Raw genomic sequence first — 16,288 nt, 5'->3', positions numbered from 1 at the left:
GTGCAAGCGTGAGGCGACGGCAGCGGCGAGCTCAGGAGACCGAGTCGAGGGCCCGCACGAGAAGCTCGTAATCGGCGGACAACGCGAACTCGAACAAGGCGCTTGCCACCGCAGACCCCGCGAGCGAGGAGCCGGACAAGGGTAGCCCCTTCATTCCCAGGTAAACGCCAAGCGACGTGGCGAGGTCGCCCGAGGCCAGGAGGCCCACGCGCGCCGCGGTCTCTTCGACGGCATCAGCCACGACCCGGAGGCTCTCGGGGCTGGCCATCTCGGTGACGAAGGGGCGCAGCTCGGTACGAAGAGAACGCCCGAGCGCCTTGGCGAGCCGTTCGGACGCGCGCAGGGTGCGTGCCTCGTCGACCGGATCGTCGGACGTGGCCACCGGAACGAACTGGCGGACGAGCGCGGTGAGGAGGGCCGCTGCGCCGGGCTCTCGGGCAGCCAAGAGGTCGAAGTGAGTGGCCACCAAACGCAGCGCATAGCCGGCGGCGAAGCGCAGGGCCACGGGCCCCTGGGCCACGACCTCGCGACCGAGAATGATCGCGGGGGGGTCACCAGGCTCGACGATGACGGTGAAGGGCATCTCGGCGCTCACGAACACCTCGAACCCCCTCACGCCCAACCCGACGGCCAGGGCGTCGATGACCGCGCGGGGGCCCTCTCCTAACGAGACGCGATCTGCACGGGTCACGCCGTAGGGGCGCAGGTCCGGCTTACTGGCCCGGGACAGCGCCGGCCCCAGGACGCGCATCACCTGGCGCAGCGCCGGCGGCAAGTTCGCGGGGTACGCCATCTCGTCCACCTCGGGGTTTACGAGGGGCGTCAACTTGCGCCCTCGTGCGGCGGGCACGGCCCAGGCTCGCAGTTCGTGGCGCTCGCCGGAATCGTCGCTGAGCGCCGCGAGCAACTGCGCCGTGGCGGCCGAGCCCGCGGCCCGGGCGCACCAACGTAGCACGGGTACGATGGTGCGCAGGGCTGCGAGGTCACCCGGAAAGCGACGGAGCTCATCGTGCAAGCGCGACAGTGAGGTGTCGAGCAACACCCGGCGCGACGCCAGGTCTTTGTGCCGCTCGTAGTAGCGCGCAAGCTCCCCGATGGCCTGCAGGCTGCGGGGCGCCTCGTCGAGGGCCTGCCGGAGCAGATTTCCAGCCTCTTTCACGTCACCGCTCTTTTCGTGGAGGGTGGCCAACCGGACGCGAAGCGTGAGGCGGCGGCCCTCGTCGGTCTCCCCGGAGGCCGCCCGCGCCGTGGCCGCGAGAGCGCGAGACAGGTCATTCTGCTTGGCGTAGATTTCCGAAAGCGCGTTCAGCGCCTCTTGGTCGTCGGGCAGGAGCTTCAAGACACGCTCGTAGGCGCCCGCCGCCAGCTTCTGGTCCGAAAGCCGGCGATGATAGATCTGGCCGAGACGTCGGAAAACGAGGGTCTGGGCGTCCGGCTCCGTTTCGAGGCGGGCCAGCCGCAGGGACAGCTCGGCCGCCACCGAGTAGGCGCCGTCTTTGTGCTCGCACTCGACGAGGGCACGCAGGGCTGGCAGGTTCTGAGCATCGGTCGCCAGTAACCCGCGAAGTTCGGCCTTCGCGGCTGCGCGATCCCCCAGGCTCTCGAGCAAGGTGGCGCGCTCGAGGCGGAGCGCCTCGGCCTCTGCGGCGGGCAAAGGCGCTTGTTGACGTACGCGCAGGAGCTCGGCCAGCGCCGCCGTGTCCCCGCGCGCCGTGAGGCGCTCGTAAAGCCGGCGAAACGCCTCGGGGTGGCCTGGCGCGGATTTCAGGACCTCATGGAGGCAAGGTTCGGCACGGGCATCTCCCACCTCGAGCGCCCGTTCGCCCGCTTCGAGGTACAAAAGGGCGCGGTGGTGGGGCAAGCTGACCGTCTCGGCCGCGTGCACGAGAGGCTCGATCATGAGCGCGGGCTGGCCGGCCGCCCTGGCCACCCGGGCTGTGAGGCGCAACGCCGGCAGATGTGCGGGCTCCTTTGCCGTCACTTCGGCCAAGAGCGCAAGCGCTTGATCGAAAGCGCGGGCCCTCGCGAGGGACTCGGCCCAGCGCAGCGCGAGGGCTTGGGTCAGCCGAGGATCCCCATCGGCACGCGCGGAGGCATACGCGTGCACGGCCTGCCAGCCGGCGGACGGCGCCATCGGCGAGAGGGTCCTTTGAAGCAGGGTGAGGCGGCCCTCGTGGGGCGGGGCCAGAGCGAGGGGTAGCCAGGGAGGCGCGCGGGGCGGAACATCGGGCACGGCCTCCTCGTGGAGCAAGCATAAAAACGCAGCGTCAGGGTCACCCTGTAACGCCAAGGCTTCGAGGCCTACCTGAATACCCGGCCTGTCGCCGAGCCGCGCTGCGAGCACGAAACGAGCCCACGCCCCCGCCAAGCTCTGCGGCGATGAGGCGAGAGCCTCGTCGAGAAGCGCGGAGGCTCCCTGGGAGTCGTCGAGGAACGAAGCGCGCAGTTGGGCTCTGTCGATGAGAGTTTGGGACGCCCGTTCGGGCTGTCCCGCGCCCTCGTAGGCATCTACTTCGTCTCGCAGGAGGGCATCGAGGGCACCGTGATCGCCCGCCGCCCACAGCGCGCGCCGATGGGCCACGTCCGCCTCCAGGCGGAAGGGTCCCGCACCGATCTGAGCGAGCGCCGCGGCGGCTTCGGCATGCTGCTGGTCGGCCAGGAGGGCCTCGGCGCGGCGCAAGAGCCAAAACGCCCGGTGGTCGGACGTGGCGGACGAGGAGGCGAGACGCTCGAACACGCTGGCGGCGCTCACGGGGTCGTCGAAGGGGTTCGCAAGGACCCGCAAGAGCATGCTGACGGACTCGGAGGGGGAGGCCTCCCCCCAGCGCGGCTTGAGGAGCTGAATGGCGGCCCGCCGCTGGCCGGCGGCCCTCAACCACCCGGCGGCCTCGATCACCCGCAGGCTCACGGACCGGCTGGCCATGGCGGCGGAGCGGAAGGCGGCGGCGACGGCGTCGGGAGGATTGCCCTGGTCGAGCGGCACCCGGGCCAGCACCCGCGGATGGTCCAAGGTCTCGTCGGCCGATGACGACCGGGACATGGCGCGGACCACGGCCAGCGCGGGGGTCTCGGCCTGGCGCGCGTCCTCGGCCCTTTCCCTCAGCGCCTCGGCCAGCGTGGCGTCGCCCGCCCCAGCCCAAGCGGCCGCGCCGGCCTCGAGGCGGGCAGCGGCGCGCGAAAAGCGGTGCGCGGCGAGATCGGCCCAGGCGAAGCTGAGAAAAGCCCCGTCGACGGGCAAGGCCTCCAAAGCGGCATCCTGAAGGGCTTCGAGGTCGGCCTCCGGCGCCGCGGCGGCAGCCTCGAGGTAAGCCACACCCGCGCGTGAGGCGTCTCCGCGCGCCCAGGCACGGTACGCGCGGACCTTGTCAGCCGCCTGCGGGAGCGCGGGGGCGAGGCGCTCCGCCAGGAGCGCGGAAAAGGTGGCGGACGGGGCAAGGCCGAGCGCCTGCTCGAGCATGGCCAGCGCCTCGGTAGGACGGGCGTCCCGGAACAGGGTTTCCGCGACGGCCGTGAGGAACAAGGCCCCTTCCTCAGGTGGCAGTCCCTCGACCCAGCCCTCGGGGTTGTCGACGACGCCTCGAAAATGCAAAGGCACGAGGGCCATGCGCTCCGCGACCGACAGGCCCACGAGGGGCTGCCCCTCGACCACCCTCTCGAGCCCTTCGGCTGCCAGCAAGGGATTTCCCTGGGCCTCCGCGAGGGCCACGGCCCACCGGCCCACGGCCTGGCGAAGCCTCGAGGAGTCGGGAACGCCTTCGAGCTGACCCAGGAGCGACTCTGCGGCCATGAGCGCGTCGCCGGCCGAAAAAGCGCCCGCCAGACGAAAGGTGGCCAGCAAGAGAGCGGGCGCCTTCGGAAACAACGTTTGGGCGCGGGCGCGCAGCGCGGCGCCTCGGTCGCCGAGGCCCCTCAGCTCCATGAGTCTCGCGCCCGCAAGTACGAGCGCGGCACCGACCTCGCCGCCAAGCCGCTGCCCGGCCTGCGCCAAAGCCTCGCTGGCACGCAGCCCGTCGTCGCCGCCGAGCGCGGCGAACGCCACGGCCAACGCCAGCCCAGGGTCCTCGAGACCGGGGCCGGCGGCATCCGTCAGATCCCCCGCGGCAGCCCGCAGCGCGCGTGCGACGACGGCGTAGCTTTCACATTCGGCGCCCGCCCGCTCACTCACCTCGAAGGCGCGCTCCGAGAGGGCCCGCGCCCGCGCGGCCTGCGTCGCCGCCGCATTGGTGGAGCGCAGCCTCTCCCGTCGAGGCGCGACCGCCTGCGGGGCCGCGGCGGTGGCACGAGCAAGAAAGTGCTCGACCGATGCCGTTGCGCCGACGACGTGGGCCGCCCGCGCGGCTTCTACGGCCACCCACGCGAGCTGCGGCCCTGGGGCCCCTTCGGCCTGCCGAGCCTCCAGTTCATCCGCGAGCAGCGCCAAGCGCGCCTCGTGGTCCGCCGCCGGCGGGGCCTCCTTTGCGAGGCGCACCTGACTCCAATCGGTGCGCGTGACGAAACCATCGACGGGCAACGCCGGGCCCGACGGGGGCGCATCGAGCGCGCGTGGCGCTTCGGGCGGCGGAGGGTCGGCAAAGGGATCCAGGACCACCGGAGCGGCTGCTTCTTCGAGGAAGAGGAGCTCGGCGGGATCGACATCGAGGTGCCCCAACGGATCGGTCCCCTCGCCTTCCCCCCCGCTCGATCCTCCGCCGTCCGGTGGGGTCGCGTTCGTAGCAGCTTCTTCAGAGGGCGCGGGAGCCGGGCGAAGCACCGGGGAGCGGGCGGCCTCGAGGGAGGCCGACAGCTCGGCCAGGTCCGGAATCACGAGCACCCCGCTCTCGTCGCGGGCGCTCGGCTCCCGAGGGGCAGGACCCAGCGGCTGCGGGCTGGGCAGGCGGGTCGCGACAGGCAGGGGGCTCACGACTGCGGGGAGCTTCGCCGCGAACGGAGGCACTTCGAGGGGAGGTGTGTTGGTGGGCTCGAGCGCATCGATGGACGCCGCAAGCGCGTCGATGGCTTCGTTCCACCCGGGCGGTGGCTCGGTGTGCGGCGCTGGGGTGGCCTCGCCCGTGCTCCCGAGCGGCGGCTTAGGGCGAGACATGGGTCTCCTTCCCAAGCCCGAGTCTCACACGCAGGCCATGGTGGGCGTCACTGAGGGCGAAACGGAGGAGAGCGCCGACCTCTGGATGCGCCCTGACACGTTCCGGGCTGCGGCTCCCCGCCAGAGCAAACGCGGCCTCGGCGGCGTCGCCCGCCACCACGAGGGCAAAGCGGTCCGCCGCCCGGTGCACTTGCGAAAGCCACGAACGGACATCAGCCGGACCTACCTGCGCGAGGGCCTCGTCGAGCGGTGCCACGGTCCGGAGGACCTTGCGCGGCAGGTTCCGGGCGAGGTACGCACCGGGCATCGTCTCGCGGGCTGCGGCCAAGGCACGCGTGGGGGCCACCGTGGCGATCGTCGCCTCCACCCAGAGGGCCTGCGCGTCGACGTCCGAAGCAGGCTCGGAGGCCGCGAACGGCACCCCCAGGCGGAGCAGCGCCAGCGCGCGCGCCACGCGGAAGCGGCTCGCGGGGTCGCCGCCCACCAGGCCGCTGCCCAGCACCAGCGTGGGCAGGGCACCACCGGGCAGGGCCACCTGCGTGTCGCTGCCGCCCTGATGCACCACGAGCGCGGTCAGGCCGAGGGTGTTCGCCGCGGCCTCGAGCCAATCGAGGCGGGGATCGGCGCGGTGGTCGATGCGGCTCGCGCGCCCCGGCGCCTGCGCGGGGTCGCGCGCCGCATAGGCGCGGCTCACGAAAGGGTCGAGGGACGGCCAGACAGCTGCCAGGGCGGCGACGGAGGGCGAAGCGCCTTCAGTCTCCGCGCCGAGCGCGAACAGGTGAGCCACGTCGAGGCTCCCCACCACCGACCGGGCGCGGCCCCGGGCAGCCCCCTGCCCCATCACCAACAGAATCTGCTCGGCAACGGCCACCCGCCAGGGCTCGTCCAGGAGCCGCCCGTAGGCCGCGAGCAGCTGCAAGCGGGGCTCGTCGAAAAGAGGCGCCCCTGCCCCGGCGGGAGGCGGAGCGCACAACGCCGCCAGCACCTGGTCCCGCGCCGAAGCAAGGGCCGCGTGGGCCTCACCCTCGGAGGCCGGAACGCCCCCCGCTGACAACAAGTCACGGGCGGCATCCGACAAGGGATCTGCCTTCACGGCCTCGACGAAAGCCGCCACGGCTCTGCCAGGCGCGCCGCCATCGCGCAGCAGCTGGCCGGCGCGCACGAACATCGCCGCTCGTTCGGCGCCCTGCCCGCGGTTGCCCAAGGTCTCGTAGGCGGCGACCGCCAGCTCGGCTCGTCCGTACCTCACGCACAGAGGTTCGGCCCTCTGCACGAGGGGCAATGAGACGTGGGCGTGCTCGCTGTCGAGCGCCGCGAGGGCCGACAGCACGCCCGCGCGGTCGCCCATCGCCTCGCACAGCTCGGCGAGCTCTACGGCGCAGGCCAAACGCGCGCCGGGCTCTGGGCTGCCGGTAGCCATCGCCGTCTCGAGCCGCGCGCGGGCGGGTCCGAGCGCGCCACGCTTGCGCGCCGCCCGCCCAAGGTGGAATGCCGCCTGAAAGTCCCGGGGGTCCATGGCTTCCACCCTCTGCCAATCGGCGAGCGCCCCGCGCTCGTCATCGAGACCTTCGGCCCGCACCCTCGCCCGTTCTTGCCAAAGCGGCACACACTGATGCCCCTGTTGGCCGAGGCGCGTGAGCTTGAACCCCAGGAGACCTTCGAGCCGCGGCCACGCGCCTGTTTTGGCAAGGAGCCGGCGCAACCGTGCGAAGGCCTCGTCGTCGTCGGGGGCCCGGGCGAGCACCTTGTAGAACAGCCGGATGGCGTGCTCGTCCTCGCCATCGGCCTCGAGCAGCAGAGCCGCTTCGGCGAAGTAAGTCGCGGCGGCGGCGCCGCCCACGAAAGCCTCCCCCAAGCGTTCCAGCAGGCCGGCCTCGTCTCGACGGGCACCGGCCCGCTGGGCGAGGCGCCTGAGACCGTCGAGCGCCTCCAAAGATTCGGGGCGCAGTTCGAGAGCCAGCGCAAAAGACGCAGCCGCGATGTCGAGGCTGCCCTCGGTCTCGGCGCGGTGGGCCCGGTCGAGGGCGGCCAACACCCCCAAGTCGCCACTCGCTTCGTCACCCGCGGCGGATCTGGCGCAGAGACGCCGCAAGCGCGCGCTGCCGAGCACGGCGGCCCGAGACGCGTCGAGCTTCGCCTCCGGCAGCTCCAGGAGCGCCACTTCGAGATCGCCGCTTGCGTGCTCCTCGTAGGCGGCCAGCAAGAGCGCTTCGCCCTCCTGCCCCGAAAGCCGGGCCGCGAGGCCGAGGTGCAGCCAAAGCCGCGCCCGCCCGGCTCCCGGGGGCGACACGGCGGCCAGCGTCCGCAAGCACGCAGGCATTGCCGAAGCGTCCGCGGCCCGCGCCGCTGCGAGGAATGCCAGCACGGGCTCTTGGCCGGGCGCGGCTGCGACCTGTTCGCCGGCCACGAGGCGCACGTAATCGCTCTCTGCAGAGAGCCACGCCGCCAATGGGGACGTGCACAGAGACGCGAGCTTTACCAGGGCCGTACCGAGAGACGAGAGATCGGACGTCGCGGCGGAGGCTCGCAGCAAGCCGAACGCGGCGGACGCCGCCAAGCGCAGCGCCGAAGCTCCCCCGTCCGCTCCTTCCACGAAGGCCTGCGCGCGGGCCAGCACGTCGGCGTAGACGCGGGCGGCATCCCCCCGACGACCCAGGCCCTCGAACAACTCCCCCAGTAGAACCCGTAGCTCGAGGTCCCCCTCTGCCGGGGGCCCCTCCCTGGCGAGGCTGTCCAGGGTGCGTGCGATGAGCTGCGGGTCCCGGCTACGCCGGGCGACGTCGACGAGCCACACCCGCGCTGCGGCGTCCTGCGCCACGGCCAGTGGCTCCAGCGCGGCGAGCGCGTCGAAGGGTTGCCCCCTCTCGAGCGCCCCAAAGGCTTGCCGAAAGCGCAGCGCCCGCGCCCGCGCCTCGCCGTCGGGGCGCTTCGCCCACGCTTCGGCTTCTGCCTCGAGCGCTGACTGCTGCTGTACCGCCGTGCGATGGGCCCGGCGTTCGAGAAACGAAGCCGCAAGGGAACAAGGGTCGGCGGCAAACGCCCGCTCGAGGAAGGGGTCCACATCGTCGTCTCGCCCGCCTCCCTGCGCCAGGCGTGCAGACATGATCCCCAGGGCGGCGCGTACGGCCGGCGCGGGCGAACGAGACGCGAGCCTTTCCAGCGCGGCGAGCGCATCGTCTTGGGCCTGCGGGTCCTGCGCTGCGAGCGGAGCGGCGAGGTCCAGCCAGCGGAACGCGGCGCGGGCGTCGTCGGCCCGGGGCGCAGCCAGGGTCCTCTGGACGGCGAGCGCGGCAGGCAGATCGAAGAGCAAGTCGCGGTTGAGTAGAACCAGTGTTTCGCGGAGCGCCAGGGCCCGCGCGGGCGTGGTCGCCGCCGCCCCGTCGGCGGCCACGAGCGCCGCCAGATCATCCCATCGCCCGTCCCGCGTGTAGACAGAGGCCAAGCCTTCGAGCGCGGGCCGATACCCCGGAACCAGGGATAAAGACTGCCCGTACAACCGCTCCGCCCGCGCGCCGTCGGCAAGCTCGGTTTCCCAAAGCACGCCCGCCCGCGTGTACTGATGAGCCACCTCGACGAACGCCTTGCGTTCTCGCGCGGCCTCCGCCGCTTTCAGGAGGGCGTCTGCATGGGCTTCGCAGGCGACTGCCATGCCCTGAGCGTCCTGCATGCCGGCCAGCGCGCGCATCCGCTCGACGAACACGAGGTCCTCGAGCCCAAGCTCGGGCGCGACCAGCCCCAGGGCAGCCATGGCCTCGCCCCAGGCGCTCTGCCGGAGCGCCACTTCGGCCCGACGGAAGCCGAGCTCGGCCTGGACGATGGGATCCTCCGCAGGCCAGGCGTCGAAGACGTCGCTGCGCCCGGCCTTCGACGCAAGGTCCAGGCGATCGGCGGCGGTCACGGGGTGCTCGGGCTCGAGCAAGAGGGCCGCGTCCAAAGCGGCAGCCGCCTCGTCGAGCGCACCCCGCGCCGCGAGCCGGTGTGCCGTCTCCCTGAGGGAAAGCAAACGCAAAGTCTGGGTCCGCGGTGGGACTTCACCACGCGCCGCGAACGATGCGAGCCGCTCCCCCAGCGCTACCCGTGACGCTTCGTCGCCCGAAAGGCCGCACAGACGATCGGCCCACACGACGAGAAGCTCCTCGTGGGAGACCTCCGGCCCCCAGGCCGCCCACAGCGCCTCCCACGCCTGGCGCCCGCGTTCGGCAAGAGAAGCCCCCGACGAGGGAGAGACCAACCAAAACCCCGCGATGGCCGAACCGATGGCGGCACGGACCGCCGCCTGAGGGGCCAACGCCAAGAGGGCGCGCCAACAGTCATCGGCCTCACGCGCGTCACCGGTTGCGAGTGCGTGTCCCAAGAGGCTGAGCGTTGCCGCGCGGTGCCCCGGATGGAGGGCCAGGGCACCACGATAGGCTGCGGCCGCTTCGTCGCCACGCCCCACGCGGGCAAGCAGGCGGCCCCTTTCGAGCATGAGGTCGGCGCGATCCTCTTTGCGAACGTCGCGCGCAAAGCGGGCTTCGGCTTCGATGACCCGGAGCAGGTTGTCGTGAAGCCCCCGCACCGTCAGGGGGCGGCGCAGTGCCCAGGCGGAGGGCTGAAACGTGGGGTCGGCGGTGAGCGCTTTCGTGTAGGCCCGCACGGCCGATTTTTCCCGCCGCAGCTCGGACTCGAGGATGTGGCCCGCTTCCCAAAAACAAAGGGCTGCCCTGGACTTGTCGGTGGCCGCCTCGGCTTCCGCTTCGAAAAAGGCCACCTCGGCGCTGGCCGCAGACGCGCGGGGATCGCCGCCCGGCGAGGCCGTTCGGGCCGCCGGAGCCAGCGGAGCCGACGCGTCGGCGGGACCTGAGGGGCTCGAGGACATAACGAAAAATCGTCGACTGAGTTTGGGGGAGCGGAACCGGGGCCAGTATACGGTTGCGCCCTGGTCCGTCCAACCTTCGTCATGTCCTGGTTCCTGCGGGCCTCGAGGGGTTTGTATTTGCTTCCCGAGCCGGCGGCCCCCTATGATTTTTGGTCCGATGGCCAACCTGGTGGTGTACGTCGAGCTCGACGCCGCACTGGCGCCCGACGCCTCCTCACGGCACGCCCTCGGCTGCGCACGAGGCGTCGCGAACGCCCTCGGCGCCACCGTCTACGGGCTGGTGGCGGTGCCCCCCGCCGCGCTCGGCCGCTTGGACGCCGTGGCGCAGGCGCTGGGGGAAGCCGGCGCCGACCGGGGCCTTGCGTTCGCCACAGACGCCGTACTTCCGCTGTACGAAACACACGGGAACACCCTCGAGCGGGTGGCCGCGACGCTGCGTCCGCGCTTCGTCGTTTTCCCGGTGGGCATGGCAGGGGTGCAGCTGGCGCCCTTGCTCGCAGCACGCCTGTCGGGGACCTTCTTTCCCGGAGCGCAGATCACGGTGAGCGCACCCCGAGGGGGCCCAGGATCCGGCCTGCTGCGGCTGTCGCGGCTGAGCGCCGATCTCGAAACTCAGTACGAACTCGACGGCTGCGAAGCCGATCGGGTGGTGGTGTGTACCTTGGCTGCCGGGCCTGCGCCAACCCTCAAACTCGGGCACGACGCCGAACTCGAGCTGCTGTCCGTGCCGTCGGGACCGCCACCCCGCGTGGCGGCGCGTGCCCACGCACCGGGCTGGGGAGGAAGCCCGCACACCTTGCTCGTGTCTGACAAAGGCCGTGCCACGGCAGACGCACTCGCAGCGGCCTGGGCGGGTGGCGTGGTCCACTTGTCGCCGTCCGAGACGTGCGCCTGGGCGGGGCTCCTGTGCCCGCGCGTGTTGGCGGTGGCCACCCGCATCCCCGAGCAGGCGTGGCCGCCCCCCTTCGCTCTTGCCGTGAGCCACCGGATTGGCTTGGCCACGCCTCGGCCGCGTGCCCGCGCCTTACCGCCAGGCGAGGTACGCTGGAAAGCGGCCGAAAGCGAGGCCCGCGCGGCGTTCGAGGCCCTCGTGCATGCCGCAGGGGCAGCGCCCGGGAGCCACGTCTCGTGAAGGTCGTGGTCTGCGTGGAAGCGCCCCTCGGCCAGGCAACCCGCGGGGCGCTGGCCTTGGCCCGGGCGCTGCCGGCGGCAGAGGTGATTGCGCTCCACGTGGGCACGACGTCGATGCGCCCCGCCGATCGCCCAGACACCCACCGGCTGGTCGAGGTGACCACCCCGGAGCTGCACGCCGCACTGCCGGCCTGCGCCCGCGCGGAGGTGCTCGCGGCCGCGGTGTTGCGGATCGCACCTGCGCTCGTGCTGGGCGGCCTGCGCTCGGGACGGGGCGGCCGCGGCTTCGTGCCCGCCTGCCTCGCCCGGGTACTCGGCTGGCCCTTCGTGTCCCAGGTGGGCGCTGTGGCCCCCCGTATCCCTTCAGCGCCTGATGGGCACACCGAACGCGCGGTCGTGTGGGCCGTGCGGGTGGAAGCGGCGCCGGAGGCCATCGAGGTGGCCGTCACCGGGCCCGTCGTCCTCAGCTGTGTGCCTCAAGGCCTGCCGGTCCCCCGCGAGCGGCGCGGCCCCCTCGCGCACGAACAGCTCAGCTTGAAGGACCTGGGTGTGGCCGCCGAGGCCCTCCGGCGGGCCTCTGACGACGAGGTGGCAACGACAGCCCGAAGGGCCCGCCCGCGAAGCGCTGCCAACGCCGCCGCATTCCTGCGCGCGTTGACCCGGGAACCTTGAAAAGGGCCGTAACCCCACAGCCGTCAGGGGCCGACCGGGGCCACCGGGGTACGCAGAGCCCGCGCCTCGTCCAAGAGCCGAGGCCGGGTATTGAGTGAGGGGTCCTCGAGCACCCGCTCGAGCAGCCGCTCGAGCAACTGCCCCACATGCTTGCCGGGAGGCAGCGCCAGCTCTTGCATGAGCACGCGCCCATCGACGGCCAGGTCCTTCGCAGACAGGGGGGGGGCCGTGGCGACGAGCGCGTGCAGGCGCGCCACGAAGGCAGCGGCAGCCTCGTCCCTGTGCGCAGGCGCGTGCCGCGCGTTGCGGTTCGCCTGATAGAGCGCAAGGTGCCCCGCCACCCGTGCGAGCCCCTCGGGCGCCGCCACCCAGCGCCGGAGCAGCCCGCGCAGCTGGGCATCGCTTTGGCCAGGAGCATCGTCGAACTCGTGACCACCCACGAGGTCGCACAGCAGCCGGCGCTCAGCCGAAGACAGCCGCAGCCGCTCGGCCACCTTTCCGACGATCGCCGCCCCTGCGGCTGCATGGCTGGCAAAGGGGGGCCCCCCGCTTGCCGAAGATTCGGGCCCAAGCCCTTTGCCTACGTCGTGGAGCAGACCCGAGAGCCGCAGCGTCGGCTCTGGAGGCAAGGAATCCAAAGTGGCCAACGCATGCTCGAACACGTCGAGCGCATGGAAGGGCTCCTGGGCGAGGCCCCGGCACGCGGCAAGCTCTGGCAGCACGTCTTGCAGAAGCCCCGTCCTCGCCATCAGGCGCACTCCTCCCGAGGGAACGGGCGCAGCGAGCATCTTGAACAATTCGTCACGCACGCGTTCGGCAGACACCCTACGGAACGAAGGGAGCGTGGGCTCAATCGCATCGAGCGTCGCGGGCTCGATGACGAAGCCCAGCTGGGTGGCCTGCCTCACGGCTCGCATCGGGCGCAAGCCGTCCTCGGTAAATCGCGTGCCGGGATCGCCCACGGCACGGACCACCTTGCGCCCGAGATCCCCGCGCCCTTCGAAAGGATCGGTCACCAGGTCGGCGAGAGGATCGAACGCGATGGCGTTCATGGTGAAGTCGCGTCGCGAGAGATCTTCGTCGAGCGTGGCCGAGAACGAGACGCTCGAGGGGCGGCGGCCGTCAAGGTATGCGCCCTCGCCTCGGAAGGTGGTGACCTCGACGGGACGAGCTGGTCGTCCCGCCAGAACGGTCACGGTGCCATGAGCCAGACCTGTGGGCAACGCGTAGCGGGCGCCGAAGAGCTGCATGACGACCTCGGGTCGGGCATTCGTGGCCACGTCGAAGTCGGCAGGAACGCGGCCGAGCAACAGGTCGCGGACGCCCCCACCCACCAGGTGCGCCTGCCATCCCGCGCCCTGAAGACGCTTGCACACGTCCAGCACGTCTTCGGGAACGCAGGCTGCGGAGAGGGTCGTGGGCATGGGGACAGGTGTGTTTTCGTTTTCGCCTGCCCCTGCCGGCGTATCGCTCTCCTCACTGGCCCGTTCAGTGATGATGGCCACCTTCGCCATGAACGTGGCCATGGGTGAGCTCCTCGAGCGTGGCATCGCGGACAGCGATGACGGACACGTCGAAGGACAAGACCTTGCCGGCCAGAGGGTGATTGGCATCGACCGTCACGCCGCCGTCTTCGACCTTGACGATCGTGAGCATCACCGGACCTTCGGGTCCCCGCGCGCGAAACTGCATGCCCGCCTCGACGTCTTCCTCGCCGAAGCGATCGCGCGGCACGACCTGCAGGAGAGATTCGTCCCGCTCGCCATAGGCGTCATCGGGCTGCACCGTCACCGTGACCGATTCGCCCTCGTCCTTGCCCTCGAGCGCGCCCTCGAGGCCTGGAATGATCATGCCGGAGCCGTGCAGGTACACGAGCGGCTCCGCCCCCTTGGAAGTGTCGAGCACTTCGCCCTCTGCGTCGGTCAGCGTGTAATCGATCGTGACGACTTTTCGGCTCTCAATCCGCATGGTCCTCTCCTTGTCTCCTGGCGCTGCCGGCGCCTCGCCTCACTCACCTGGCCCCCTGGCGCCGAAAAAAAAAGAAGGGCCGTCGATTCACGGCCCTCTCGAGGTCAATCCTACCGGGTGATGCGGGCGGGTGGTAGGGGGCCGCCCGCATTTCCCCGGGAGCGACCCGGCAAAGCGTGAAGCGCCCGCGCCCTCGTCTAGACGCTTTCGGCGCCCAGGCGGCGCGCCACGATGGCCGCAAGCCGGCTGCGGGCCTCGGGGCTGAACGCAGCCGGTGGCGTCACCAAAGCGGCGTCGAGCACCGTACGGCAGGTGCACCCCTGCCGAGGGTCGATATCGGCCAGAGCCTGAGCCACGATGGACTTGGCTTTGTCCACGGTGCGCTTGAGGGTCTCGAAGGCCTCGTGGGCAGTGACGGCCTCGTCGCTCGAGCGCCAACAGTCGTAGTCACTCGGCAGCGCCAGCGTTGCGTAGCAAAGCTCGGCCTCGCGCGCGAGTCGAGCTTCGGGCAGATTGGTCATGCCGACCACGGCGGCGCCCCACGAGCGCCAGAGCTCCGACTCGGCGCGAGTGGAAAACTGGGGCCCTTCGATGCAGACGTACGTGCCACCCGCGTGCACGTTGCCCGGCTGGGAACGCGCTGCGGTTTCCATCAAGCGCGAGAGGCGCATACAGATGGGATCCGCGAAGGCAATATGGGCCACGACACCTTGACCGAAAAAGGAGCGCGCCCGCCCTTCCGTGCGATCGATGAATTGATGAGGCAACACCGCATCCCCGGGGGCGATCGCCTCCCGCAAAGAGCCCACGGCCGAGACCGAGACCACGTGGGTCACGCCCACCTGCTTGAGCGCATAAATGTTCGCCCGCGCGTTCACCTCACCGGGGAGCAGCGAATGAGCGCGGCCGTGGCGGGCCAAGAACACCACGCGACGGCCCCCGAGCCGGCCGACGCGGAGGGCATCGGAGGGGGCACCGAAGGGCGTGGAGACGTTCAGCTCCTCGAGGTCGGTCAGGCCTGGCAGGTCATAAAAGCCGCTGCCGCCAATGACGGCTGTGCTGGGCTCGGGGTTCATGGGCGCACCTTGCAACGGAGAAACGACATCGGCCCCAGTTTAGCAGCGGCCTCGCCGAAAAAGGTGAAAGCCGGCGGGTGAGGCCGGCTTTCGGGGGAGGAGGGAGTGAGGGAGAGATCAGGTCTTGAGCTTGACGTTGTCGATGCAGGTGCTGCCGGTGGTGGAGATGATTTCCACCTTGAGGAGGTTGTTCCACGACAGGCTGACGGTGGAGGTGCCCGAGGCGGGCAGGGACACGTCCTTGACGAGGCGGCCAGACTGGCCCTTGACGTAGCCGTAGACGCGGTAGCTGGTGGCGGCAGATTCGTCCCAGAGCTTCGTGAGGTCGAAGGTGGTGAGAGAGAAGGGCTCGCCCGTGTTCTTGGTGATGGTGATCGTGTCACGTTGGTCGTAGGCGCACAGGCGCTTCGAGCCCTTGACCGTTTCGATGCTCAGCTTGCCAGGCGAGAAGGCATCGATGATGTTCGCGAACTCGAAGTTGTGCGACGTGGTCCAGATCTCGGAGGGGTTCTCGGTGACGGTACCAACCGCGTTGGCCTCGAAGGAGAGCGTGCGGGAGACGTTGTCCTGGGTCACGGCGCCGTTGTAGTTGGAGTTCACGTAGGTGGTCATCGTGTAGGGCCAGTTGGTCCAGGTGCCACCGCCGAAAGCCGCGCTGTGGAAGTCGCAGGAGGAGTAATCGTAGTGCTCGCCATCACCCACCGGCACTTGCCTGCAAAGGCGCTCGGCGAGGCCCGTGTACTTGGTGGCCTGGTCCACACGGTAGCCTTCGATGGGCTTGTAGGGGTTGCCAGAGCTGGCGCCCAGGCGGCCGGCGATGTTGGCCTTGAAGCCCTGGCCCTTGGCGTAATGAGCCACGGGCGGGTTGGACGCAAACACGTTGCCCATGTACACGCCTTCCTGAATGTGCGCGTCGCTACCCACCTGGTAAGCGAGGGAGAAGCCCACCGAAGGCATGTCCTCGGGGTCGGCGGTGACGAAGATGGGCACGTTCTGGCCGGTGCTGTTGAGGTGTGCGAGCACGCAGGCGCTGATCTGCTGCTGGCAGCGCGCATCACAAGCGCCGTTCTTCCAGCCGGTGCCCACACCAAGGCCACCGGGGAAGGTGTGCCAGTTGCCGTTGTTGTCTTGTTTGCTGATCGAGTCGTTGGCGGCCAGCGCGCACTTGGCGATGTACCTGACCGTGAGGCGGCCACCGTTGGTGGTCATGAGGCCGTTGGTGGTCATGAGACCGTTGGTGGTCATGAGGCCATTGGTGGTGGCGAGGCCGTTGGTGGTCATGAGACCATTGGTGGCCACGAGGCCGTTGATGGCGGACAGGCCGTTGATGGCGGACAGACCGTTTTCGCTGAGAACGCCCTGGGAGATGGGATCGTCCTGCAGGAGAGAGTTGTCGTTTTGGCCGGGGGCGGCGCCGCAGCCCACGGCGCCTCCCAGGAGCAGGAATCCAAGGGTCTTGGCGAATCCGGTGTTCATCTGAGGTCTCCTTCGGTAGCCCGGCCA

General features: G+C 70.7%; 8 protein-coding genes. 2 read left to right on the top strand and 6 right to left on the bottom strand.

Going from position 1 to position 16,288, the window contains the following annotated elements; translation table 11 throughout:
• Nucleotides 1-31: 31 nt before the first annotated feature.
• Together KA712_21110 and KA712_21105 are read right to left on the bottom strand one after the other, a co-directional pair.
• Complete coding sequence (locus KA712_21110; GenBank protein MCG5055472.1) at nt 32-5,080, bottom strand: hypothetical protein; 5,049 nt, start codon at nt 5,078-5,080, stop codon at nt 32-34.
• On the bottom strand, nt 5,067-9,938 hold the full coding sequence (locus tag KA712_21105; GenBank protein ID MCG5055471.1) for a hypothetical protein: 4,872 nt from the start codon (nt 9,936-9,938) through the stop codon (nt 5,067-5,069). The genes KA712_21110 and KA712_21105 overlap by 14 nt, the downstream gene beginning before the upstream one ends.
• A gap of 157 nt (nt 9,939-10,095) precedes the next feature.
• On the opposite strand from KA712_21105, the gene KA712_21100 reads away from it, so the two are divergent.
• Both KA712_21100 and KA712_21095 read left to right on the top strand, forming a co-directional pair.
• Nucleotides 10,096-11,070, top strand: coding sequence for a hypothetical protein (locus KA712_21100; GenBank protein MCG5055470.1), 975 nt, complete (start codon nt 10,096-10,098; stop codon nt 11,068-11,070).
• Nucleotides 11,067-11,741, top strand: a complete 675-nt coding sequence (locus KA712_21095; GenBank protein ID MCG5055469.1) for a hypothetical protein — start codon at nt 11,067-11,069, stop codon at nt 11,739-11,741. Before KA712_21100 ends, KA712_21095 begins: the two co-directional genes overlap by 4 nt.
• 23 nt (nt 11,742-11,764) lie before the next feature.
• On the opposite strand, the gene KA712_21090 is transcribed toward KA712_21095, so the two are convergent.
• The 4 genes from KA712_21090 to KA712_21075 form a co-directional block, all read right to left on the bottom strand.
• Complete coding sequence (locus tag KA712_21090) at nt 11,765-13,165, bottom strand: HD domain-containing protein (GenBank protein MCG5055468.1); 1,401 nt, start codon at nt 13,163-13,165, stop codon at nt 11,765-11,767.
• A gap of 64 nt (nt 13,166-13,229) precedes the next feature.
• Complete coding sequence (locus KA712_21085) at nt 13,230-13,709, bottom strand: peptidylprolyl isomerase (GenBank protein MCG5055467.1); 480 nt, start codon at nt 13,707-13,709, stop codon at nt 13,230-13,232.
• Nucleotides 13,710-13,906: 197 nt separating this feature from the next.
• A complete protein-coding gene (gene mtnP, locus KA712_21080; GenBank protein MCG5055466.1) occupies nt 13,907-14,785 on the bottom strand; it encodes an S-methyl-5'-thioadenosine phosphorylase in 879 nt (292 codons plus the stop codon).
• A 117-nt stretch (nt 14,786-14,902) separates the two neighbouring features.
• Nucleotides 14,903-16,261, bottom strand: a complete 1,359-nt coding sequence (locus KA712_21075; GenBank protein ID MCG5055465.1) for a hypothetical protein — start codon at nt 16,259-16,261, stop codon at nt 14,903-14,905.
• Between the last annotated feature and the right edge of the window lie 27 nt (nt 16,262-16,288).

This window comes from Myxococcales bacterium, assembly GCA_022184915.1.
Lineage (GTDB): Bacteria > Myxococcota_A > Polyangia > Fen-1088 > Fen-1088 > JAGTJU01.
The sequence above is the reverse complement of the archived record's forward strand: the minus strand, read 5'-3'. Positions and strand labels throughout refer to the sequence as shown.